Below are 22,748 nucleotides of genomic sequence, written 5' to 3'. Positions count from 1 at the left end.
CCCGCCCAGGTGACTCGCGGGTGCGTGCGCTGTCCACATAGTTATCCACAGGGCCGGTTCTCGACCTGGGGACAAGTCGACAACGAACCTCCGCATCATCGACATATCGGCCTGTAGCCCCCATCGCCATCCACAGACACGCACGTCGGGCCTCGTCCACCCTTTTCCCCTGATGAATCCTTTGGGGCGAACCATTTCCACTCGAAAGTGGGGGTAAAGCGGGTTTGGTCCCGGGAATTCTTCGTCCGCCATGCGGCTTTCGGAATGATCACTTCCGAAGTCCACAGATCTTCCACACAGCCTGTGGATAACCCCCTGGAGCCCCCGCGCCTGTGGACAACCCGGCCTCCAAGTCCCCCATTCCGCAAGGGACTCCAGTCAACCACCCCTCGGCCATCTGCCCCGATTCAGGGAGTACCGCCCGTTTTATTGACGGCCGGCGACGCGGGCCCGGAATGGATCATCGCCGACGCCCCGGCCGGCCGTCGGCGATCAGGGACACGGCACGGCAACTCCTCCACGTGGCGACGCCTCCAAAACGTGACAGACGCGGCGGAGCGAATATCGAGTCGTTGGCGCCGAGCGGGCACCGGTAGCCTTGAGGGGTGATTGACCTTCGCCTGCTCCGTGAGGACCCCGACCGTGTGCGCGCTTCGCAGCGCGCCCGTGGAGAGGACGTCGCGCTCGTCGACTCCCTCCTCTCCGCCGACGAGCGGCGCAGGGCGTCCGGCGTCCGCTTCGACGAGCTCCGTTCCGAGCAGAAGGCGCTCGGCAAGCTGATCCCCAAGGCCTCGCCCGACGAGAAGGCCGAGCTGCTGAAGAAGGCCGGCGAGCTCGCCTCGGCCGTCAAGGCCGCCGACGCCGAGCAGAGCGAGGCCGACGAGGAGACCAAGCGCCTCGTCCTCCGTCTCGGCAACCTGGTCCACCCCGACGTGCCCGTGGGCGGCGAGGAGGACTTCGTCGTCCTGGAGACGCACGGCACCATCCGCGACTTCGGCGCCGAGGGTTTCGAGCCCAAGGACCACCTGGAGATCGGCGAGGGCCTCGGCGCGATCGACATGGAGCGCGGCGCCAAGGTGTCCGGCTCGCGCTTCTACTACCTGACGGGTGTCGGCGCCCTCCTGGAGCTCGCCCTCGTCAACGCCGCGATCGCACAGGCCACCGAGGCCGGCTTCGTCCCGATGCTGACCCCGGCACTGGTGCGCCCGCGCGCCATGGAGGGCACGGGCTTCCTCGGCCAGGCCGCGGAGAACGTGTACCACCTGGAGAAGGACGACTACTACCTGGTCGGCACCTCCGAAGTCCCGCTCGCGGCGTACCACATGGACGAGATCGTCGACGCCGACAAGCTGCCGCTGCGGTACGCGGGATTCTCGCCGTGCTTCCGGCGTGAGGCGGGGACGTACGGCAAGGACACCCGCGGCATCTTCCGTGTGCACCAGTTCGACAAGGTCGAGATGTTCTCGTACGTCGCCCCCGAGGACGCGGAGAACGAGCACAAGCGGCTCCTGGAGTGGGAGAAGCAGTGGCTGACCGGCCTCGAACTCCCCTTCCAGGTGATCGACGTGGCGACGGGTGACCTGGGCGCCTCGGCCTCGCGCAAGTTCGACTGCGAGGCGTGGATCCCGACCCAGGGCAAGTACCGCGAGCTGACCTCCGCCTCGAACTGCGACAGCTTCCAGGCCCGGCGCCTGTCCGTCCGTATGCGCGACGGCAAGAAGGTCCAGCCCCTCGCGACGCTGAACGGCACACTGTGCGCCGTGCCGCGCACGATCGTCGCGATCCTGGAGAACCACCAGCTGCCCGACGGCTCCGTGAGGGTACCGAAGGTGCTGCGCCCCTACCTGGGCGGCCGGGAGACCCTGGAGCCGGTGGCCAAGTGAGCGGCTCCGCTCCCGGGGCCGACGGTCCTGCCGCCACCCGCGTCTCGTCCTTCGTGCCCAAGCCTGCCCCGGCCCCCGACCCGGGGCCGGGCGCGGGAGCCTTCCCGTACAAGCTCGTCGCGACCGACCTCGACGGGACCCTGCTGCGCTCCGACGACACCGTCTCGGAGCGCACGCGCGCGGCCCTCGCCGCCGTGACCGCCGCAGGCGCGGCGCACATCGTCGTCACCGGCCGCGCGGTCCCGTGGACCCGGCACGTCCTCGACGACCTCGGCTACGAGGGACTCGCGGTGTGCGGCCAGGGCGCGCAGGTGTACCACGCGGGGGAGCGGAGGCTGCTCACCTCGGTGACCCTGGACCGGCAGCTGGCCGGTCTGGCCCTCGCCAAGATCGAGGCGGAGGTCGGCCCGCTGCTGCTCGCCGCGAGCCGTGACGGACTGGACGGCGAGGTGCTGGTCGGCCCCGGTTACCGCGTACACGAGGGACCGCTTCCGGTCCTGCCGATCACCGACGCGGCCGACCTCTGGTCGGCTCCGCTGAACAAGGTGTACGTCCAGCACCCGACGCTCTCCGACGACGAGCTCGCCGGGGTGGCCGCGCAGGTCGCGGGCGGCCTGGTGGGAGTCACGATGGCCGGCGCGGGCATCGTCGAACTCCTTCCCCTCGGCCTGTCCAAGGCGACGGGGCTCTCGCTGGCGGCGCGTCGCCTCGGTTTCAGGGCCGCGGACACCATCGCCTTCGGAGACATGCCGAACGACGTCCCGATGTTCGCCTGGGCCGCGCACGGGGTGGCGATGGACAACGCCCACGACGAACTCAAGGCCGTCGCCGACGAGGTGACCACCTCCCACGACGACGACGGGATCGCCGTGGTCCTCGAACGCCTGCTGACCCGCTCCTCAACCTGAGCCGGATCACAGACCACACCCACACCGAACGCACCAGGCACTCCCCACCGCCCCGGCCCGGACCGAGGCGAACCGAGGCGAACCGAGGCGGACCGGTCCGCAGCGCGTATGAGGCGACGCGGCGACGCACGCGGCACGCGGCACGCGGCACGCGGCACGCGGCACGCGGCACGCGGCACGCGGCACGCGGCACGCGGCACGCGGCACGCGGCACGCGGCACGCGGCAGGGTTTACCACCGTCGCGTCACAGCGACAGCGTCTCGCGGAGGATGCGCGGGTCGAACGCGCGCGGGGGCGACCCCGACCACGGCTTAGCAAGCCGGTGCCTTACCACTCGGCCAATCCTCCGGGTGGGCGGCCCGCGCAGAAGCGCGCTCGAAGCGGCCGCCCCGGGCAGCTCCCCGTAGGGGCGGACTCCACGGAGGGGTAACTACTCCGGAGTCCGCCGCGGGCTGCCCTGCTGGGAGCTCGACGTACTGCTCCTGACGGGCATCGTCGTGCTCCTCTCCCAGTCGGTGGCGCCGACGCCGGACGGCGGCGGGGACAGGACCACTGTGCCGGGGCGCCGGCTTCGACGCCACCGATTATTTGCCGGTGCGCGCGTGGCCTTGACGGAACCACCGCCCCTTGCGGCGAGGACAAGGAAAGGGAGCTCCACGCGCGCGTGCACGGCGACGGATGGCACGCGCGCGTGGAGCCCCGGCTCACTCCTCGCCGGCCAGCGTCAGCGTGCGCAGCTTCTGTCCGGCGTACCAGGTCGCCCCCGCCGTCACGGCCACCAGAAGGATCACCGCGGTCGTCAGCCCCACGTCGGAGGTGACGAGGTCCCCGCCGGTGACCTTGTGGGCCACCGCGAGCGACCACTGCTGGACGCTGAGCGTGCGCGCACCCGCCACCAGCGATCCGAAGAGCGCCTCCCAGACCAGGGCGTAGACCAGACCGAAGACGACGGCGTGCCGGGTGATCGTCCCCAGCAGCAGGAAGAGCGCGGCGTACGCGATCGAGGCGACCAGCGCGGCCACCGTGTACGCCACGGCGATCTGCTGGCCGTTGCCGTTGAGGATCAGCCCGGCGACGAACGTCGGCACGGCCGAGAAGACCATGGTGACGGCGACCGCGACGATCAGCTTGGTGAAGATGATCGTCGGCCGCTTCAGCGGCTTGGCGAGCAGGTACACCACCGAGCCGTCGTCGATCTCGGGGCCGATCGCGCCGGTCCCCGCGATGACGCCGATGATCGGGACCATCGTGGCGAGGGCGAAACCGCCGAGGACGTCGGCGGCGACCTGGTCGTCGGCGCCGGTCAGGGCGCGGACCACCACCGAGATCACGACCAGCAGGACGGGAAGTGCGCCGAGGATGAGGGCCCGGCGGCGGCCGAGCAGGCCCCGGTAGGTGAGCCGGGCGACTGTGGGGTCGTACATCTTGTGGCCTCCTACGCCGCGACGAGATACGAGAAGACGGACTCGAGGGACTCGTCGGACGGCGAGACCGTGAACAGGCGGACGCCGTGCTCGCGCGCGACCCGCGGCAGCAGGGCCGTGAAGCGGCCGAAGTCGACCGCCTGGACGCGCAGCGCGCCCTCCGCGAGATCCACCTCGATCCCGGACGTCGACGGGTCGGCGATCAGGGCGGCCGCGAGGACGCGGTCGTCGCTGGAGCGCACGAGATAGCGGTGCGGACGGTCGGTCATCAGCCGGCGGATGCGCCGGAAGTCACCGCTCGCGGCGTGCCGTCCGGCGACGATCACCTCGATGTGCGCGGCGAGCTGCTCGACCTCTTCGAGGATGTGGGACGAGAACAGCACCGTCCGGCCCTCGGCGCCCATGCGGCGCAGCAGGTCCATGAGCTGCATGCGCTGGCGCGGGTCCATCCCGTTGAAGGGCTCGTCGAGGAGCAGCAGGGACGGGTCGTGGACGAGCGCGGACGCCATCTTGACGCGCTGGCGCATGCCCTTGGAGTACGTGGAGATCTTGCGGTCCTGCGCGTATTCCATCTCGACCGTGGCGAGGGCCTTCTGTGCGGCCTTCTTGCCGAGGCCGTGCAGCTCGGCGTTGGCGACGACGAACTCGCGGCCCGTGAGGAAGTCGTACATCGCCTCCCGCTCCGGCACGATGCCGATGTGCCGGTAGATCTGTTCGTTGCGCCAGACCTGCTGCCCGTCGAGGGTGACGGAGCCGGTGGAGGGGGACAGGAAGCCGCCCATCATGTTGATGAGGGTGGACTTCCCGGCGCCGTTCGGGCCGAGCAGTCCGGTGACGCCGGGGCCCACGGTCATCGTGATGTCGTTGACGGCCACCACGTTGCCGAACCAGCGCGAGACGTGGTCGATGTTCAGCGTGGTCACAGTCCGGCCTTTCGGTAGCGGCGCATCAGGAGGCCGTAGCAGCCCGCGATGAGACCCAGGACGACGACGAGGTAGACGACGCCCTGCGCCGAGGTGGGCCCCTCCCCGCCGGGGAAGGAGGAACTCGCGCCGAGGAAGGCGGTCTGCACGCCGTCGATGAGCGTGATCGGTGAGAAGAGGCCGAGCCACGGGATGGCGTCGGTGCCGGACTGGGTCTCGGCGATGGCCTGGACCGTGGACACGGCCCCGTACGAGATGGTCATCACGGCGATGACGGCGGCGATGCCGAAGCCGCGGCGCGGGGTGACCGCCGAGATGACCAGGCCGATGCCCGCGAAGAGCAGGGAGAGCAGTGCCACGGAGACCAGCCCTTGGGCGAACCCCTTCGTCTGGTCGGAGAAGTCGAGCTTGGCGAGCAGCGCGCCCACGTAGAGCACGACGAGTGGTGCGGCGGTCAGGACGAACATGGCCGAGGCGAGGGCCGCGTACTTGGCGCGTACGTAGTCACCGGTCTCGACGGGGCGCGAGAAGTACAGCGGTACGGTCTTGAAGCGCAGGTCGCGGGAGACGGACTGCGGTGCCTGGGAGGCCACGTAGAGACCGATGACGGCCTGCATGACCACGGCGTAGCGCGTGTAGTCGAGCGGCAGGGCGTTCGCCTTGGTGGCCACCGCGACGGCCACCATGATCGCGGCGGGCACGCACATCACCACGAACAGCAGCATCGGCAGCACCTTGGACTTGACCGAGCGGCCGAGTCCGTAGGCGCCGCGCAGGGACTGCGAGTACAGCGAGCGGCGGGCGTACGCGCGGCCCAGCCGGGGGCCGTCGTAGTTGCGGTAGCCGATGTTGTGGATCCGGGTCTGCTCGCCGGCCCGGGTCGGCTCCTGGACCTGCGCCGGGGGTTGCTCAACCGCCATGGCCGACGGCCTCCTTCCGCTCCTGGGGGGACTGGTCGGCCTGGGGCCGGCCGGCGGGGAACTCCTCGGGCTCGTCGCGGAACACCTCCGCGATGTGGTGCCTGCGCTGCTCCATGCGGACCAGGCCGATGCCGAGGTCGGCGACGACGTCGCGGACGAGGTCGTACGTCCGGTCGCCCTCCGCGGTCAGCAGCAGGACGTGCCCGGCGCCGGGCAGTTCGCTGCCCTCGTGGGTCTCCACCCCGCGCGCGTGCAGCGCTTCACGCACGGCCCGCGTGCCGTCGGGGTGTTCGTCGGTGTCGGTGACCTCGATGGCGAGGGTCGTCGTGCTCTGGGTGAAGTCCGTGGTGGAGCTGGACCGCAGCAGCTTGCCGCCGTCGACCACGACGACGTGGTCGCAGGTGCGCTCCAGCTCGCCGAGGAGATGGGAGGTGACCAGGACCGAGATGCCGAAGTCCGTGTGCACGCGGCGGATCAGGCCGAGCATCTCGTCGCGTCCGACCGGGTCGAGCCCGTTGGTCGGCTCGTCGAGGAAGACCAGCTCGGGGTCGTGGACAAGTGCCTGCGCCAGTTTCACCCGCTGCTTCATGCCGGTCGAGTAGCCGCCGATGGGGCGGTAGCGCTCCTCGTACAGACCTACGTGGCGCAGGGTGTCCGCGGTGCGCTCGCGCGCGGCGGCCGGCGGCAGCCCGGACATCCGTGCCATGTGGACGACGAACTCGGTGGCCGAGACGTCGGGCGGCAGGCAGTCGTGCTCGGGCATGTAGCCGACCCGCTCGCGGATGGCACCGCCCTCGGTGGCCACGTCGAGGCCGAGCACGCGTGCCCGGCCCTCGGTGGCGGGGGACAGACCCAGAAGGATCTTGATCAGGGTGGACTTGCCGGCCCCGTTGGCTCCGACGAGTCCGGTCACACCGGGCCCGACGTCCACGGAGAGCCGGTCAAGAGCGGTCACCCGGGGGAACCGCTTGCTCAGGCTTTCGGTCGCGATCACAGTCACGTCCTCGACGGTAGTGGCGCGCGCCACAGCGGTCGTCAGACCAGGGAGCCGTATCCGCGTCAGACTCCAGTCGTACGGGCCCGTAGGGGGTCCCCTGAGAATCGAACGTCCTCCGCGCCGAACCCGGGCTGTGACGGATGCCGGGCAGGCGCCCGGCAGGCGTCGGACGGGGGTTCGCGGGGCGCGTCGGGCGGTCGTCCGAGGGGCGCGTTGTCCACAACGGCCGCGCCGTCCACAGGTCCCGCGCCCACCTCTTGACGTGGCCGCCGGTCATTGTCACATTCGTCGGTGTCACGTTACGGGCACGTACGGCGACGGAGGTGCACGGACGGTGGCACGACCTGCTCGCCCGCCTCCACGGCGCCGGACCGAGGAAGGGGAGCGAGGGTGACGGTCGAGGGTGCGCGCGAGCGGCGGGTGCGGACGGGCGGGGTGGAGCTGTGCGTCGCGGAGCTGGGGGACACGACGCGGCCGACGGTCGTCCTGGTGCACGGTTACCCGGACAGCAAGGAGGTGTGGTCCGAGGTCGCCTCGCGTCTCGCCGCCCACTTCCACGTCGTGCTCTACGACGTGCGCGGGCACGGCGGTTCCACGGCGCCGCGGCCGCTGCGTGGAGGATTCACGCTGGAGAAGCTGACCGACGACTTCCTGGCCGTCGCGGACGCGGTCAGTCCGGACCGGCCCGTGCACCTGGTCGGCCACGACTGGGGTTCGGTGCAGTCCTGGGAGTTCGTCACCGTCGAGCGCACCAGGGGCCGGATCGCGTCCTTCACGTCGATGTCCGGGCCGTCCCTGGACCACTTCGGGCACTGGATCAAGCAGCGCGTGAAACGGCCCACTCCGCGCGCGGTCGGCCAGCTGCTGGGCCAGGGCGCCAAGTCCTGGTACGTGTACCTGCTGCACACGCCGGTGCTGCCGGAGCTCGCCTGGCGGGGCCCGCTCGGCAAGCGGTGGCCGGCCATTCTGCGGCGGGTCGAGAAGGTGCCGGGCGACGGCTACCCGACCGCCTCGCTTCCCTCGGACGCGGCCCACGGCGCCTGGCTGTACCGGGACAACGTCCGGGCTCGGCTGGGCAGTCCGCGTCCCGACGCCCACGCCCACGCGCCCGTGCAGCTCGTCACGCCCCTCCAGGACGCGTTCCTCTCGGAGCGGCTCTACGACGACCTGGAGGCCTGGGTGCCGCGGCTGGTGCGGCGCGCTCTGCCCGCGAAGCACTGGGTGCCCCGCACCCGCCCCGACCAGCTGGCCTCGTGGATCACCGAGTTCGTGCGCGCCAACGAGGGCGGGCCACCGGGCGGGCCGGCCTCCGCAGCCCCCGTGCCCGCCAGACCGGCCGGCCGGCGGTACGCCGAGCGGTTCGGCGGGCAGCTCGTGCTCGTCACGGGGGCGGGCAGCGGCATCGGCCGGGCGACGGCCCTGGCCTTCGCCGGGGCCGGCGCGCGGGTGGTCGCCGTCGACCGGGACGCGCGGAGCGCGGAGCGCACCGCCACAGCGGCCCGGGCGGCCGGCGCCCCCGAGGCCTGGGCCGAGACGGTCGACGTCTCCGACGAGCAGGCCATGGAGAAGCTCGCCGCGAAGGTCGCCGCCGAGTACGGCGTGGTGGACGTCCTGGTGAACAACGCGGGCATCGGGCTCGCCGGTCCCTTCCTCGACACGACCGCGGAGGACTGGCGCAAGGTCCTCGACGTCAACCTGTGGGGCGTGATCCACGGCTGCCGGCTCTTCGCCCGGCAGATGGCCGAGCGGGGACAGGGCGGTCACATCGTCAACACCGCGTCGGCCGCCGCGTACCAGCCCTCCAGAGCACTGCCCGCGTACAGCACCTCGAAGGCGGCGGTGCTGATGCTCAGCGAGTGTCTGCGCGCGGAGCTCGCCGGAAGGGACATCGGCGTCTCGGCGGTCTGCCCGGGCTTCGTCAACACGAACATCACGTCGACCGCGTACTTCGCCGGGGTCGACGCCGCCGAGCAGGACCGGCGCCGCGGGAGGGCCGCGCGGCTGTACGGGCTGCGCGGATATCCGCCCGAGAAGGTCGCCGACGCGATCCTCCGCGCGGTGATCCACAACAAGGCGGTCGTGCCCGTCACTCCGGAGGCACGGGGCGCCCGTCTGCTGACCCGGCTCGCTCCGGGAGCACTGCGGGCGATCGCCCGGTGGGAGCCGCCGCTGTGAGCGGCTCCACCACCGGTGCGAGGGACCACGAGCCGACGGGCTTCGCGTACCGGATCGAGGATCTGGCGCGCCCGGAACCGGGGGAACACCTCTGAAAAGACAGCCCCGTTGTCCACAGAGTTCCCCAACTGGGCTGTGGATAACGTCACTTGGCTGTGGATCAAACCTCGGGAGCAAAAATCACCTGCGTGAGGCGCGTCTCACCAGGCACGCTGTGAGGATGGATGAAAGACGCACCGTGAAGGTGTCGAAATACCTCTCGAAACATCTGCGCCACCAGCCCGAGCGGATCGGGCTCCGCCTGGACGAGGGCGGCTGGGTCGAGATCGAGACCCTGATCGCGGCGGCCGCCGCGCACGGCTTCCGGTTCACCCGCGACGAGCTGGACCACGTGGTGGCCACGAACGACAAACGGCGCTTCGCCGTACAGGACACCCGGATCCGCGCCAGCCAGGGCCACTCCGTCGAGGTCGACCTCGGCCTGCCCCCGGCGACCCCGCCCCCGTACCTGTACCACGGCACCGTGGCCCGCAGCCTCGACGCGATCCGCGCCGAGGGGCTCCGCGCCATGAACCGCCATGACGTGCACCTCTCCGCGGACCGCGAGACCGCGACCCGGGTCGGCGCCCGGCGTGGCCGCCCGGTCGTCCTGCCCGTCGACGCCGCCGCGATGCACCGCGACGGCCACGTCTTCCGGGTCAGCGCCAACGGCGTCTGGCTCACCGGATCGGTGCCGCCGCGCTACCTGCGGTTCCCCGCCTCGCACTGACGCCACCGGACCGGAGCCCTGGCGCAGGCCGGCGCCGCCGGCCCCGTGCTCCAGCAGCCGCCCCGCGCCACCGTCCCTGCCGCCGCTGTCCCGCGCTGCGGCCGCGGCCCGCGGAGGACTGGCGCGCGCTCAGCGAAGCTTGGCCACAGCCTCCGTCGCGATCTGCTCGAAGACCGCCTGGTCCGTGTCGAAGTCGGAGTCGGGGATCGGCCAGTGCAGCACGATCTCGGTGAATCCGAGTTCCTGGTGCCTGCCCGCGAAGTCCACGAAGGCGTCGAGGGAGTCCAGGGGCTGGTTGCGGTCCGGAGTGAAGCCGGTCAGAAGGATCTTGTCGAGCTCGGCCACATCCCGCCCGATCCCCGCGCACGCCGCGCCGAGCCGGTCGATCTGATCGCGCAGCGCCGCCACCGACTGCTCGGGCGTACCGGTCTCGAACAGCTTCGGATCACCGGTCGTCACCCAGGCCTGCCCGTGCCCGGCGGCCAGCTTCAGGCCCCGGGGGCCCGTCGCGGCGACCGCGAAGGGCAGCCGCGGGCGCTGCACGCAGCCGGGGATGTTCCGCGCCTCCTCCGCCGAGTAGTACGTGCCCCGATGGGACACGGCGTCCTGGGTCAGCAGCCGGTCGAGCAGCGGAACGAACTCGGCGAACCGGTCGGCCCGTTCGCGCGGCGTCCACGGCTCCTGGCCGAGCACCGTGGCGTCGAAGCCCGTTCCTCCCGCCCCGATGCCGAGGGTGACGCGGCCGCCGGAGATGTCGTCGAGCGAGATCAGTTCCTTGGCGAAGGTCACCGGGTGCCTGAAGTTCGGCGAGGTGACGAGCGTGCCCAGACGCATCCGCTCCGTGACGCCCGCGGCGGCCGTCAGTGTCGGCATCGCCCCGAACCACGGGCCGTCGCGGAACGAACGCCAGGAGAGATGGTCGTAGGTGTACGCGGTGTGGAACCCGAGCTCCTCCGCTCGCTGCCACGCGGAACGCCCCCCTTCGTTCCAGCGGCGGTACGGAAGGATCACTGTGCCCAGGCGCAGACTCATGCCTCAGAGCCTACGGCGGCGTCCGACCGGTCCGGAGGACGCGGGCCCTCCTGGAGGTCTCCGGCCACCGCCGGACGGGTGCCGGGGCCACGGCGCCGTGCCTCACCGTGGGCTCGGTCGGCCGCGATCCGGCCCCAGGCAGTGCCCGCGAGAACCAGGGCCACACCCAGGAAGCCGGGCACTCCCGCCCGGTCACCGGCCAGGGCGATGCCCACGACCGCGGCCCACACGGGTTCGGTGCCCAGCAGCAGGCTGACCCGCGAGGGCGACGTACGCCGCACCGCCCACATCTGCACGAAGAACGCGAACAGCGTGCAGAACACCGACAGGTACAGCAGCCCCAGCCATTGGCCCGTCCCGAAGCCGGCCGCCAGCGCCCACGGTGTTCCGCCCGGCCCCGGAAGCACTGTCGCCAGCAGTGCGAAGACGACAACCGCGCCGCCCAGTTGGACGGTCGTCAAGGACAGGGAGTCCGCTCCTCGCACGGACTTCGTGCGCGCCATCGCCAGCACGTGCACGGTCCGCGCGACGGCGGCTCCCAGCATCAGCAGGTCGCCGCCCGACGGCGCGCTGAACCCGGCTCCCTGGGTCAGCAGCACCACGCCGAGGACCGACAGTCCGGCCGCCGCCATGAACGACCCGGACAGCCTGGTCCCGTGCACGCGGCTCTCCGCGACCGGGGTGAAGATCATGGTGAGGCTGATGATCAGCCCCGCATTGGTCGCGGAGGTGTGCACGATCCCGTACGTCTCCAGCAGGAAGATCCCCGCCAGGATCAGCCCCAGCATCCCGGCCCCGCGCGCCTGGGCGGGCGTGAGCGCCCGCAGCCTCCGCCACCCGGCGACGACCAGCACGGGGATCACCACGGCGAACCGGAGCACCAGCACGGCCAGCACCGTCCGTGTGGAGGTGATCTCCTTCGCTGCCAGATAGCTGGAACCCCACACCACCGCGACGAGCAGCACGGGAAGATCGGTCAGCCAGGCACGGCGCCCCACGGCGGCGACGGTCAATTCGGGCTCCTCGGCGGAAGTTCACAGGCGGGTGAGGCAGGTCCGGCACGCGCCGCGCACGATCACCGGCACGGCACGGCACGGCACGGCACGGCACGGCACGGCACGGCACGGCACGGCACACAGCAGGATCGAGGCCCATCGGGGTCAGCGGGTCACCGGTGACCCCGGGCGCATCGTGCGGCGGCAGGCCGACGCCCGGCATCGTCGACGGGCTCGGAGAGCGTAGCGGTGAGCACCTCCGCAGGCCCGTCCGAGCGGGGCGCAGAGCGGGGCGGGCTGAGAGACGGGGCAAGGCGAGGAGCGGGGTGAGGACAGTCACCTCTGAGATGTGCGCACCACCGCACGGCCGTGCGCGCGTGTGCGGGAGAATGACCGGGTGACCTCAGCGACTCGACGGCCCGAGACCCCGGCCTCCACGGTTCTGCCCCGGTTGATCGCCACGGATCTCGACGGCACCCTGCTGCACGACGACAAGTCGGTGTCGCAGCGGACGATCGCCGCCCTGGCGGCCGCCGAGCGGGCGGGCGTGGAGGTCTTCTTCGTCACCGGCCGCCCGGCCCGCTGGATGGACGTCGTCAGCGATCACGTCCACGGTCACGGCCTGGCCATCTGCGGCAACGGCGCGGCCGTGGTCGACCTGCACGGCGGCCCCGGCGCCCACCGGTTCGTCAAGATCCGCGACCTGGCGCTGGAGAACGCCCGCGACGCCGTCCGGATGCTGCGCGACGCCGCTCCGGGCACCGCGTTCGCCGTCGAGCGCACCTACGGCCTCCATCTGGACCCGGTGTATCCGTCCCTGCACATGGAGGCGCCGGAGACCGTCGCCCCCGCCGAGAAGCTGCTCGCCGACGACGCCCCCGACGCCGACCAGCCGGTGCTCAAGGTCCTCGCCTACCACGACAGGATCGCGCCGGACGATTTCCTCACCCTCGCGCGGCTGGCCGTGGGGGACCGCGCCACCATCACCCGCTCCAGCCCCAGCGCGCTCCTCGAGATCAGCGGCCCCGGCGTCTCCAAGGCCAGCACGCTCGCGCTGTGCTGCGCCGAGCGCGGGATCTCCCACGAGGAGGTCGTCGCCTTCGGGGACATGCCGAACGACGTCGAGATGCTCACCTGGGCAGGCCGGTCCTACGCGATGGGCAATGCCCACCCCGACGTGATCGCCGCCGCGTCCGGCCGGACCGTCGCCAACAACGAGGACGGCGTGGCGGTCGTGATCGAGCGGTTGCTGGCCGGAAAGGCCTGAGCCGCCAGCGGGACGCCCGGCGGCTGCCGCGCGGGACCCGCCAAGCGGCACGGCCCCGGACGTCGGCGATCGTGCGGCAGGCGATCGTGCCGCCGCCGCACGCCTCAGCGGCCCACCCCGCCGTCCGCTCCCGTCACCCGGCAGCCCCTGCAGCCCCTGCAGCCCCTGCAGCCCCTGGCAGGAGGAGTTCGCCCTCGGCCTCGCGTTCCACCATCTCCCGCAGCGGCCCCTCCAGCGCGGCCAGCTCGGCGTAGGTCCCGCGCTGCGCCACCCGTCCGTCCGCCAGCACGATCACCTCGTCCACCGCGTCCAGCCCCGCCAGCCGGTGGGTGATCAGCAGCGTCGTGCGGCCCTCGGTCGCCGCGAGCAGATCCGCGGTGAGCGCGTCGGCCGTCGGGAGATCGAGGTGCTCCGCCGGTTCGTCGAGGATCAGGACCGGGAAGTCGGCCAGCAGGGCGCGGGCCAGCGCGAGCCGCTGACGCTGGCCGCCGGAGAGCCGGGCCCCGTGTTCACCGACCAGGGTGTCGAGACCGTCGGGCAGGGTGTCGGCCCAGTCGAGGAGCCGGGCCCGCGCGAGCGCGTCGCGCAGCTCGGCCTCGGTGGCGTCCTTCCTGGCCAGCAGCAGGTTCTCGCGCACCGAACTGTCGAAGAGGTGCGCGTCCTGCGCGCAGAGTCCGACCATGCGGCGCACGGCGTCCCCGTCCATGGCGTACGCGTCCACCCCTCCCAGCGTGTACGTCCCCCCGCGCGCGTCGAGGAACCGCAGCAGCACCTGCGCGAGCGTCGTCTTGCCCGACCCCGACGGACCCACCACGGCGATGCGGCGTCCCTGCTCCAGGGTCAGGTCCGGCCCGGTCAGCGCGTCACGGGTCTGCCCCGCGTGACGGGCCGCGAGTCCGTCGAGGACGAGCGGGAACGGCGACCGGGGCGGACCGGACGGCAGCTCGGGTTCGCGTACGGGCTCGGGGGCGTCCAGCACCTCGTACACGCGCTCCGCGCTTCTGCGCACCGTCTGCCGGTGGCGCACCGCGAGCGGCAGCCCCAGGACGGCCTCGAAGGCGGCGAGCGGGGTGAGGACGACGACGGCCATGGCCACCCCGCTCAGCCGCCCGTCCGCCACGGCGTGCGTCCCCACGAGAGCGGTGGCCGCGACCGTCAGCCCGGACAGCAGCGCGGTGAGCCCGTCGCCGAGCGCGGTCGCGGTGGCGGCGCGCGAGGCGATGCGGGTGAGGACGGTGTCCGCCGCCCGCGCGTCGGCGGTACGTGCCGGCAGCGCGCCGGCGACGGTCAGCTCGGCCGTCCCGGTGAGCAGGTCGGCCACACACGTCGCCAGCGCACCGCGGGCCGGGGCGAGCCGGCGTTCGGCGCGGCGCGCCACGGCACCGGTGACCAGCGGAACGCCCGCCCCGGCGGCCAGCAGTCCCGCCGCGAGCACCGCCCCGGCCTCGGGCAGCAGCCAGGTGACGAAGCCGACGGACGCTGCCGAGACGGCGACCGCCGCGCCGGCGGGCAGCAGCCACCGCAGCCAGTAGTCCTGGAGGGCGTCCACGTCGGTGACGAGGCGGGTCAGCAGGTCGCCGCGCCGCGTGGTGCGCAGGCCCGCGGGGGCGAGCCGTTCGAGACGCCGGTACACGGCGACCCGGGTGTCGGCCAGCATCCGCAGCACCGCGTCGTGCGATACCAGCCGCTCGGTGTACCGGAAGACGGCACGTCCAATACCGAACGCCCGGGTCGCCGTCACCGCGACCATCAGATACAGCACCGGCGGCTGCTGGGAGGCCCGTGAGATCAGCCATCCGGAGGTGGCCATGAGCCCTACGGCACTGCCGAGCGCCAGGGCGCCGAGCAGGAGAGCGAGGGCCAGGCCGCCACGGCGGGGAGCAGCCATGTCGCGCACCTGAGCGAGCACGTCCCCGCCGCGGCGGGCGGACCGTCCCGCCACCGCGGCCCGCGAAGGCCGCGCCGGTTCGGACAGACCAGCGTCCCGGGGCGGCGGGAAGGCATCGGTGGGGACATCCTCGGAGAGGGCCGAAGGCGCCTGGTGAGCAACGCCGCGGGCCGGGGCCGGGACGTCCCGGTGCCGCCGCTCGTCCCGCGCGCCACCCGTCCCCCGGCCGAGTACGGCACCGTCCGCCTCGCCGGCCGCCCCCTCCCCGAGCCGTACGACGCGGTCGGCGACCTCCAGCAGGGCCGGCCGGTGGACGACCAGCAGCACCGTGCGCCCCACCGCGAGCCGCCGGACGGCGTCCACGACCTCCGCCTCGGTCGCGCCGTCCAGGGACGCCGTCGGCTCGTCGAGCAACAGCACGGGCCGGTCGGCGAGGAACGCGCGGGCCAGCGCGAGCCGCTGACGCTGCCCGGCCGACAGTCCAGCACCGTCCTCCCCGAGGACTGTTCCGGCTCCCTCTGGAAGGGCGTCCACGAAGCCCAGAGCGCCGGCGTCTCGGAGGGCGCGCCGCACCGCTCCGTCGTCGGCGTCCGGTCGCGCCAGGCGTACGTTGTCGGCGATGGATCCGGCGTAGAGGTGAGGCCGTTGGGGCACCCAGGCGATGCCGGAGTGCCATTGCTCCAGGTCCGCTTCGCGAAGATCCACTCCCCCGGCGCTCACGCTTCCCCGGGACGGCTCGACGAACCCGAGGAGCACGCTCACCAGCGTCGACTTGCCCGCGCCGCTCGGGCCGACGAGTGCGACCGTCTCACCGGCGGCCACTTCGAAAGAGACGTCCCTGACCGCGTCCTGGCCCCGGCCCGGATAGCGGACCGTCACCTCTTCGAGGCGGAGGCCACCGGACGACGGCACGGCCGTGGTGCCGGATGCCGCGAGAGGCGTCTCCAGGACGGCGAAGATCTCCTCGGCCGCCGCGAGCCCCTCCGCCGCCGCGTGATACTGCGCCCCCACCTGCCGCAACGGCAGATACGCCTCGGGCGCGAGAACGAGGATGACAAGACCCACGTACAGGTCCATCTCACCGTGGACGAGCCGCATTCCCACGGTCACCGCGACGAGGGCGACCGACAGGGTCGCCAGCAGTTCGAGGGCGAAGGACGACAGGAAGGCGATCCGGAGCGTGCGCATGGTCGCCTGCCGGTAGGCCCGGGTGATCTGCCGGATCGACTCCGCCTGCGCCTTGGCCCGGCCGAACACCTTGAGCGTCGGCAGTCCCGCCACCACGTCCAGGAAGTGGCCCGACAGGCGGGACAGCATCTTCCACTGACGGTCCATCTGAGAACGCGTGGCCCATCCGATGAGGACCATGAAGACAGGGATCAGCGGCAGTGTCGCGACGATGATCGCCGCCGACACCCAGTCCTCGGTGACAATGCGCGCGAGCACCGCCACGGGGACCACGATCGCCAGCCCCAGTTGTGGCAGATAGCGCGAGAAGTAGTCGTCGAGTGCGTCGACGCCCCGCGTGGCCAGGGCCACCAGCGACCCCGTCCGCTGTCCGCTCAGCCATCCAAGGCCGAGCCGCGAGGCCCGCTCCAGCAGGCGCCCTCGCAGCTCCGACTTCACGGCCGCGCTCGCCCGGTGCGCGGCGAGTTCGGTGAGCCAGGAGATGACCGCACGGCCGATCGCGACTCCTGCCAACGCCATCAGAGGGGTGCGCAGTTCGGTGACGGACCGGCCGTGCTGGAAGGCTCCGACCACCACGTCCGCGACGAGCATCGCCTGAGCGATGACGAGCACCGCGCCGACAGCCCCCAGGCCCACGACCGCACAGAGGAAGAGTCGCGTGGCGCGGGCATATCGCAGCAGGCGCGGATCGACCGGTTTCACGTGAAACACACCCTTGGATCATCGGGCGTGTTTCACGTGAAACAGGCCCGGGTCGGACTCAGTGAGCGGCGTCCGCGATGTGCTGCGTACCGATCCGCTTGCGGAACACCCAGTAGGTCCACGACTGGTAGAGCAGGACGATCGGCGTGGCGATCCCCGCGCACCACGTCATGATCTTCAGGGTGTACGGGCTCGACGAGGCGTTGGTGACCGTCAGACTCCAGTCCTCGTTGAGCGAGGACGGCATGACGTTCGGGAAGAGCGTCAGGAAGAGCATCGCGACGGCCGCCACGATGGTGAGCCCCGACAACGCGAACGCCCAGCCTTCCCTCCCTGCCCGTGCCGCGCCCAGGGCCCCGACGAGCGCGGCCACGGCCACGATCATGGCCACCAGTGACGCACCGTCGCCGTCGTCGGCCTGGGTCCAGAGCAGGAAGGCCAGCGCCACGACCGCGGCCACCGGACCGAGCCCGAGGGCGAGCTTGCGTGCCCGTTCCCGGATTTCCCCGACGGTCTTGAGCCCGACGAAGACGGTCCCGTGGAACGTGAACAGCGTCAGGGTGACCAGGCCGCCGAGCAGCGCGTAGGGATTGAGCAGGTCCCCGACACTGCCGGCATACTCCAGATCGGAGTCGATCTTCACACCGTGCACGATGTTGCCGAAGGCGACGCCCCACAGGAACGCGGGGAGGAGCGAGGTCCAGAAGATCGCGGTCTCCCAGTTGCGCTGCCAGTGCTCCTCCGGACGCTTGGCGCGGTACTCGAAGGCGACGCCGCGCACGATCAGGCAGACCAGGATGACCAGCAGCGGCAGATAGAAGCCGGAGAAGAGGGTGGCGTACCACTCGGGGAAGGCGGCGAAGGTCGCGCCGCCCGCCGTGAGCAGCCACACCTCGTTGCCGTCCCACACGGGTCCGATCGTGTTGATCAGCACCCGCCTCTCGGTCCGGTTCCGGGCGAGCAGCTTGGTGAGGACGCCGACCCCGAAGTCGAAGCCTTCCAGGAAGAAGTAGCCGGTCCACAGGACGGCGATCAGAACGAACCAGACGTCGTGCAGTTCCATGACTGTGCAGCTCCCTCGGCCTAGTACGAGAAGGCCATCGGCTTGTCGGCGTCACGGGAGTCGCCGCCGATCTTCGTGGGCGGGTTCAGGTCGGCCTCGGTGAGTTCCGGCGGCCCGGCCTTGACGTACTTGACGAGCAACTTGACCTCGATGACGGCCAGGACGGCGTAGAGCGCGGTGAAGACGCTCATCGAGGCGAGCACCTCGGCCTGGGACACGCCGGGGGAGACCGCGTCGCGCGTCTGGAACAGGCCATAGACCGCCCAGGGCTGACGGCCCATCTCGGTGAAGATCCATCCCCACGAGTTGGCGATCAGCGGGAAGGCCAGGGTCCAGATCGCTGCGCGCCAGTACCACCGGGTGAGCTTCGGACCGAGTGCCTTGTGGGGAAGCAGAGCCAGATGGGGCACCTCGTCGTCCCCGACCCGCAGGTGCTGGGGGAGCAGGAACTTCTTGCGGGTCAGCCAGAGCCCGGTCAGTCCGATGGCGAAGGACGCCATGCCGAAGCCGATCATCCAGCGGAAGCCCCAGTAGGCGACCGGAATGTTGGGCCGGTAGTCGCCAGGACCGTACTGCTCCTGCTCGGCCTTGTTGACGTCGTTGATGCCCGGCACCTGCGAGCTGAAGTCGTTGTGAGCCAGGAAGGAGAGCAGTCCCGGGATCTCGACGGCGACCTTGTTGTGGCCCGCGTCGACGTCTCCGTAGGCGAAGACCGAGAAGGGTGCCGGCGACTCGCCGTCCCACAGCGCCTCGGCCGCGGCCATCTTCATCGGTTGCTGCTCGAACATGACCTTGCCGAGGGTGTCACCGCTGATCGCGGTGAGCATGCCGCCGATGACCACCGTGACCAGACCTAGCCGCAGCGAGGTCTTCATCTCGCTGATGTGCTTCTTGCGGGTCAGATGGAAGGCGGCGATGCCGACCATGAAGGCGCCGCCGGTGAGGAAGGCCGCCGAGAGGGTGTGGAAGACCTGGCTCAGCGCGGTGTTCTGGGTGAGGACGGCCCAGAAGTCGGTGAGTTCCGCCCGGCCCTTCTCCTCGTTGATCCGGTAGCCGACCGGATGCTGCATCCAGGAGTTGGCCGCGAGGATGAAGTACGCCGACAGGATCGTGCCGATCGAGACCATCCATATGCAGGCGAGGTGGATCTTCTTCGGCAGCTTGTCCCAGCCGAAGATCCACAACCCGATGAACGTGGACTCGAAGAAGAAGGCGATCAGGGCCTCGAAGGCGAGCGGGGCTCCGAAGATGTCGCCGACGAAGCGCGAGTAGTCGGACCAGTTCATGCCGAACTGGAACTCCTGCACGATGCCGGTGACCACGCCCATCGCGATGTTGATCAAGAAGATCTTGCCCCAGAACTTCGTCGCCCTGAGGTACTTCTCGTTCTCCGTGCGCACCCAGGCGGTCTGCAGGCCGGCCGTGAGCGCGGCGAGCGAGATCGTGAGAGGTACGAAGAGGAAGTGGTAGACGGTGGTGATGCCGAATTGCCATCGCGCCAGGGTTTCCGGCGCCAGAGCCAGTTCCACGTCGTCGGCCTCCTTACGTCGCCGTGATCCAGCGGCGATTGACCCGGTATGTCACTCCCATCACGGGAGCAACCGGGACGCGCTTGTGAACGCGTTCACATTCACAAGCAAGTATGACGCATACCTGTTCGGAGGTTGACAGGAGGGGGGTCCCTATGGGGTGACGACCCGGCCGGGCAGCGGAAACGTAGGCCGGAGACGGCCCACAGCGGCGCCGAGGGGCAGGAAGGCCACGGGCACCGGCGGCCGGAAGGCCGGGAAAAGCGAGAAGCCGGGAAGCGTCGTCACGCTGCCCGGCTTCCGCCCGTCCTGTCGTCGGCCGCGCGGCCGGGGACGGGCTAGAGCTCGTTGCGGAACGCCTCCGCCGTCTTCAGGAAGACGTCGTTCGCCTCCGTCTCACCGATCGTGGCCCGCATGCCCTCGCCCGCGAAGGGCCGCACGACGACGCCGGCCCGCTCGCACGCGGCGGCGAAGTCGAGCGTGCGCTCCCCCAGCCGCAGCCACACGAAGTTGGCCTGCGTCTCGGGCACCGTCCAGCCCTGCCCACGCAGCGCCTCGACCACCCGCGTGCGCTCGCAGACCAGCGAGCCCACCCGGCCGAGCAGCTCGTCCTCGGCGCGCAGGCTCGCCACCGCGGCGTCCTGAGCCAGCTGGCTCACACCGAACGGCACCGCCGTCTTGCGCAATGCAGCCGCCACCGGCTCGTGGGCGATGGCGAAGCCGACCCGCAGTCCCGCGAGCCCGTACGCCTTGGAGAAGGTGCGCAGCACGCACACGTTGGGCCGCTCGCGGTAGATCTCGACGCCGTCCGGCACCTCGGTGTCGCGGATGAACTCGCGGTACGCCTCGTCCAGCACCACCAGGACGTCGCTGGGCACCCGGTCGAGGAATCGTTCCAGCTGAGCCCGGCGCACCACGGTGCCCGTGGGGTTGTTGGGGTTGCAGACGAAGATCAACCGAGTCCGGTCGGTGATCGCGTCCGCCATCGCGTCGAGGTCGTGCACATCGTCCGGCGTCAAGGGCACCTTGACCGAGGTCGCACCGCTGACCTGCGTGATGATCGGGTACGCCTCGAAGGACCGCCACGCGTAGATGACCTCGTCGCCCGGTCCGCTGGTGGCCTGGATCAGCTGCTGGGCGACGCCCACCGAGCCGGTACCCGTGGCCAGGTGCGAGAGCGGCACCCCGAAGCGGTCCGACAGCTCGGCCATCAGCCCGGTGCAGCCCATGTCCGGGTAGCGGTTGAAGGAGCAGGCGGCGAAGGTCACGCTCTCCATCACGCCCGGCAGCGGCGGATAGGGGTTCTCGTTGGAGGACAGCTTGTACGCCACCGGCCCGCCGGCCGCCGCGGGCTTGCCGGGCTTGTAGACGGGGATGCCCTCCAGCTCGACTCGCAGTTTGGGGCTCGTCTCGCTCACCGCAGTCCTCCTCGTGAACCACCACCGGCTCGTCGAACCGCGACCCGGCATCCAATGCTTCTTACCTTATGAGGATTCGGCGCCGCTGCGAATGGCCGGGGCGGACGGGTCCGCGCCCACGGCCGTGTCCGTCCGGCCCGCGGGACGCCCATCCGCCGCACGGACACGGTTCATCACCGTACGAAGACGTACAAAACGGGGGGGCGCGCCCTCCCGCTCGATGCGCGCCGGTGGCTCGCGCCCTGGCGCGCATCCCCCGTGAAGGTGAGTTGAGACCTCTTCGAAACATGACCCCCTTGGCAGGCTCATGCGCGCCGACAAGCCACGTACTGGCATTGGATCGTTCAAGTTCCATGGTTTCCATGGCAATTACCGCCTCTCGACCATGCAGAAACGTGCCTGTCAACGCGTGCATATGCGTCCGCACTACCCCACCGCATGAGCCCTACTATCGGCTCGCCATGACAGCAGCAGGGAAGCACCAGGTGAGCCGGGCGGAGACCACACGCCGAGGCGGCCGGCCGAGCCGCGCGGGCATCAGAGACGTGGCCGCCGCCGCAGGAGTCTCGATCACGACCGTCTCCGACGCCCTCAACGGCAAGGGCCGGCTGCCGGACGCCACCCGACGCCACGTCCGCGAGGTCGCCGACCGGCTGGGCTACCGCCCCTCGGCCGCGGCCCGCACCCTCCGTACCGGCAAATCAGGGCTCATCGGCCTGACCGTGACGACCTACGGGGATGAACCTTTCACCTTCACCGAGTTCGCGTACTTCGCGGAGATGGCGAGAGCCGCCACGTCCGCCGCGCTCGCCCGCGGATACGCCCTGGTCATCCTCCCCGCGACCTCACGCCACGACGTCTGGTCGAACGTCGCCCTGGACGGGACCGTGGTGATCGACCCGTCCGACCAGGACCCGGTGGTCAGCGAGCTGGTCCGCCAGGGCTTACCCGTCGTCTCCGACGGCCGCCCGGCCGGCGCCCTGCCGGTGACGGCCTGGGTGGACAACGACCACGAGGCCGCCGTGCTGGGCATCCTCGACCACCTCGCCGACGCCGGAGCGCGCAGGATCGGCCTCCTCACGGGCACCACCACGGACACGTACACCCACCTCTCCACGACCGCGTATCTGCGCTGGTGCGAGCGAGTGGGGCAGGACCCCGTCTACGAGGCCTATCCCGCGCACGACCCCTGCGCCGGAGCCGTCGCCGCCGACCGGCTCCTGGCCCGGCCCGACCGGCCCGACGCCGTGTACGGCCTCTTCGACCCGAACGGCACTGATCTGCTGGCCGCCGCCCGGCGGTACGGACTGCGCGTGCCGGACGACCTCCTGCTCGTCTGCTGCAGCGAGTCCACCGTCTACGCCAACACCGAACCGCCCATCACGACGCTCTCCCTCAAGCCGCGCCGCATCGGGACCGCCGTGGTCCAGCTCCTCATCGACGCCATCGAGGGCGTCGAGTCGGACCAGCCGGTCGAGCAGGTGATACCGACCGAGCTGATCGTGCGCACCTCCTCCGAACGCCGGCCGCCGCGCACCACGGTCAGTCCGCCCCGATCCCCGGAAGAGGGTTAGGGCCTGTCTGATGTTGTGATCACTGGGTGGCCTGGAGGCTGCGGATCCAGAGGAGTGCCGCGCGGAGTTCGAGGCCGGCTTGGTAATTGGCG

Annotated in this window: 16 protein-coding genes and 1 tRNA gene; 6 read left to right on the top strand and 11 right to left on the bottom strand. The window is 71.2% G+C overall.

All coding sequences use genetic code 11. The features are described from left to right. Positions 1-605 precede the first annotated feature (605 nt). Both serS and ACFY93_RS31955 read left to right on the top strand, forming a co-directional pair. The gene (gene serS / locus ACFY93_RS31960; RefSeq protein ID WP_391365400.1) at positions 606-1,883 is read left to right on the top strand and encodes a serine--tRNA ligase; all 1,278 of its coding nucleotides are present in this window, start codon (positions 606-608) and stop codon (positions 1,881-1,883) included. Between the two features lie 53 nt (positions 1,884-1,936). Beyond that, a complete protein-coding gene (locus tag ACFY93_RS31955) occupies positions 1,937-2,791 on the top strand; it encodes an HAD-IIB family hydrolase (protein WP_391365432.1) in 855 nt (284 codons plus the stop codon). Between the two features lie 264 nt (positions 2,792-3,055). Here ACFY93_RS31955 and ACFY93_RS31950 read toward each other — a convergent pair. The 5 genes from ACFY93_RS31950 to ACFY93_RS31930 all read right to left on the bottom strand — a co-directional run bounded on the left by ACFY93_RS31950 (position 3,056) and on the right by ACFY93_RS31930 (position 7,098). Continuing rightward, positions 3,056-3,140: transfer RNA gene (locus ACFY93_RS31950), tRNA-Ser, on the bottom strand. Positions 3,141-3,496: 356 nt separating this feature from the next. Then, a complete protein-coding gene (locus ACFY93_RS31945) occupies positions 3,497-4,216 on the bottom strand; it encodes an ABC transporter permease subunit (protein ID WP_391365399.1) in 720 nt (239 codons plus the stop codon). A gap of 11 nt (positions 4,217-4,227) precedes the next feature. Continuing rightward, positions 4,228-5,139 carry an ATP-binding cassette domain-containing protein gene (locus tag ACFY93_RS31940; RefSeq protein ID WP_391365398.1) on the bottom strand — a complete coding sequence of 304 codons (912 nt, stop codon included), beginning with the start codon at positions 5,137-5,139 and terminating at the stop codon, positions 4,228-4,230. Continuing rightward, positions 5,136-6,059 carry an ABC transporter permease subunit gene (locus ACFY93_RS31935; protein ID WP_391365397.1) on the bottom strand — a complete coding sequence of 308 codons (924 nt, stop codon included), beginning with the start codon at positions 6,057-6,059 and terminating at the stop codon, positions 5,136-5,138. The genes ACFY93_RS31940 and ACFY93_RS31935 overlap by 4 nt, the downstream gene beginning before the upstream one ends. Beyond that, positions 6,049-7,098, bottom strand: coding sequence for an ATP-binding cassette domain-containing protein (locus ACFY93_RS31930; RefSeq protein ID WP_391365431.1), 1,050 nt, complete (start codon positions 7,096-7,098; stop codon positions 6,049-6,051). The genes ACFY93_RS31935 and ACFY93_RS31930 overlap by 11 nt, the downstream gene beginning before the upstream one ends. A gap of 348 nt (positions 7,099-7,446) precedes the next feature. Here ACFY93_RS31930 and ACFY93_RS31925 point away from each other — a divergent pair, with 348 nt between their 5' ends. After that, the gene (locus ACFY93_RS31925) at positions 7,447-9,231 is read left to right on the top strand and encodes an SDR family oxidoreductase (RefSeq protein WP_391365396.1); all 1,785 of its coding nucleotides are present in this window, start codon (positions 7,447-7,449) and stop codon (positions 9,229-9,231) included. A 220-nt stretch (positions 9,232-9,451) separates the two neighbouring features. Next, entirely contained in the window at positions 9,452-10,000 is a 549-nt protein-coding gene (locus ACFY93_RS31920; RefSeq protein ID WP_391365395.1) for an RNA 2'-phosphotransferase, read from the top strand. Between the two features lie 129 nt (positions 10,001-10,129). Here ACFY93_RS31920 and ACFY93_RS31915 read toward each other — a convergent pair whose 3' ends face one another. Together ACFY93_RS31915 and ACFY93_RS31910 are read right to left on the bottom strand one after the other, a co-directional pair. After that, a complete protein-coding gene (locus ACFY93_RS31915) occupies positions 10,130-11,032 on the bottom strand; it encodes an LLM class flavin-dependent oxidoreductase (RefSeq protein ID WP_391365394.1) in 903 nt (300 codons plus the stop codon). Further along, positions 11,029-12,045: an EamA family transporter gene (locus ACFY93_RS31910; protein WP_391365393.1), complete on the bottom strand. Its 1,017-nt coding sequence runs from the start codon at positions 12,043-12,045 to the stop codon at positions 11,029-11,031. The genes ACFY93_RS31915 and ACFY93_RS31910 overlap by 4 nt, the downstream gene beginning before the upstream one ends. 361 nt (positions 12,046-12,406) lie before the next feature. Here ACFY93_RS31910 and ACFY93_RS31905 point away from each other — a divergent pair, with 361 nt between their 5' ends. After that, a complete protein-coding gene (locus ACFY93_RS31905) occupies positions 12,407-13,294 on the top strand; it encodes an HAD-IIB family hydrolase (protein WP_391365430.1) in 888 nt (295 codons plus the stop codon). 133 nt (positions 13,295-13,427) lie between these two features. On the opposite strand, the gene cydD is transcribed toward ACFY93_RS31905, so the two are convergent. The 4 genes from cydD to hisC form a co-directional block, all read right to left on the bottom strand. Continuing rightward, complete coding sequence (cydD, locus tag ACFY93_RS31900; protein WP_391365392.1) at positions 13,428-17,072, bottom strand: thiol reductant ABC exporter subunit CydD; 3,645 nt, start codon at positions 17,070-17,072, stop codon at positions 13,428-13,430. 58 nt (positions 17,073-17,130) lie between these two features. Further along, a complete protein-coding gene (gene cydB / locus ACFY93_RS31895; protein WP_391365391.1) occupies positions 17,131-18,135 on the bottom strand; it encodes a cytochrome d ubiquinol oxidase subunit II in 1,005 nt (334 codons plus the stop codon). A gap of 20 nt (positions 18,136-18,155) precedes the next feature. After that, positions 18,156-19,664 carry a cytochrome ubiquinol oxidase subunit I gene (locus ACFY93_RS31890; RefSeq protein WP_391365390.1) on the bottom strand — a complete coding sequence of 503 codons (1,509 nt, stop codon included), beginning with the start codon at positions 19,662-19,664 and terminating at the stop codon, positions 18,156-18,158. A gap of 338 nt (positions 19,665-20,002) precedes the next feature. Then, entirely contained in the window at positions 20,003-21,082 is a 1,080-nt protein-coding gene (gene hisC / locus ACFY93_RS31885) for a histidinol-phosphate transaminase (protein ID WP_391365389.1), read from the bottom strand. Positions 21,083-21,543: 461 nt separating this feature from the next. Here hisC and ACFY93_RS31880 point away from each other — a divergent pair, with 461 nt between their 5' ends. Beyond that, positions 21,544-22,656: a substrate-binding domain-containing protein gene (locus tag ACFY93_RS31880; protein ID WP_391365388.1), complete on the top strand. Its 1,113-nt coding sequence runs from the start codon at positions 21,544-21,546 to the stop codon at positions 22,654-22,656. The last annotated feature ends 92 nt before the right edge of the window (positions 22,657-22,748 follow it).

It is taken from the genome of Streptomyces sp. NPDC008313, assembly GCF_042956125.1.
Lineage (GTDB): Bacteria > Actinomycetota > Actinomycetes > Streptomycetales > Streptomycetaceae > Streptomyces.
The sequence above is the reverse complement of the archived record's forward strand: the minus strand, read 5'-3'. Positions and strand labels throughout refer to the sequence as shown.